Source organism: Micromonospora maritima (assembly GCF_902825405.1).
In the GTDB taxonomy this organism is placed as follows: Bacteria; Actinomycetota; Actinomycetes; order Mycobacteriales; family Micromonosporaceae; genus Micromonospora; species Micromonospora maritima.
Window position 1 is genome coordinate 1 of the sequence record NZ_CADEAU010000965.1, and the last position, 657, is coordinate 657.

Annotated in this window: 1 protein-coding gene and 1 pseudogene; one reads left to right on the plus strand and one right to left on the minus strand. The window is 77.0% G+C overall.

Translation table 11 applies throughout. From position 1 onward, the window contains the following. Positions 1-72 precede the first annotated feature (72 nt). Complete coding sequence (locus HUW36_RS33845) at positions 73-282, minus strand: CDGSH iron-sulfur domain-containing protein (protein WP_174531700.1); 210 nt, start codon at positions 280-282, stop codon at positions 73-75. A 187-nt stretch (positions 283-469) separates the two neighbouring features. On the opposite strand from HUW36_RS33845, the pseudogene HUW36_RS33850 reads away from it, so the two are divergent. Then, positions 470-657 (plus strand): annotated as a pseudogene (locus HUW36_RS33850) (hypothetical protein); the annotation flags it as partial.

The window sequence follows — 657 nt, forward strand, 5'->3', positions numbered from 1 at the left end:
GGTCGTCGCTGCGCCCGCCCGCGCGCGTCCTCGCCGCCGCCTGAGACGCGGGGTCGCCGGGCGCGCCCGCCGTCAGTCGGCGCGGAAGCCGGCGACCTTGTGGGTGCCGTCGCAGAACGGCTTGATCGCGCTCTTGCCGCACCGGCAGAGCGCGATCGTGCCCTGGCGCCGCTCGATCGGTTCCCCGTCCGGGGTCACCAGCGCGACGTCGCCGCGCACCAGCAGCGGTCCGTCCCGGTAAGGGGTGATGGTCGCCGCCGGGGTGCTCTCGTCGTCGGGCATGCGCGGTGCAGTGCCCGTCCCGCTCCGGCCCAAACCCGCTCCGGCGTGCCGTTGCGTCCACGGCGGCGGGGGAGCGGCGCGACGACGTCCCTGGGTGTCGCGGGCGGTGCGGCGTCCCGACGGGCATTGGTCCGCACCGTGGGGAGATGCCCCGTTTAGACCCCAGAGGGACGGGAAGCCGGGCCGCGTGGTGAGCGAACGAGCACAGTCGCAGGCGGCAACCGGAACCGGACTTCCCGGTGACCGGGTGGTGGCCGCGGGCAGCGCGGCCCGGCTCCTGGTGGCCGCCACCGCCCGGGCGCTGCGCGGCGACGACTGCGGCGACCTCGGCCACCCCGGAGCGCTGTCCCGGCTCCCCGGCACTCCGGAGCCGGT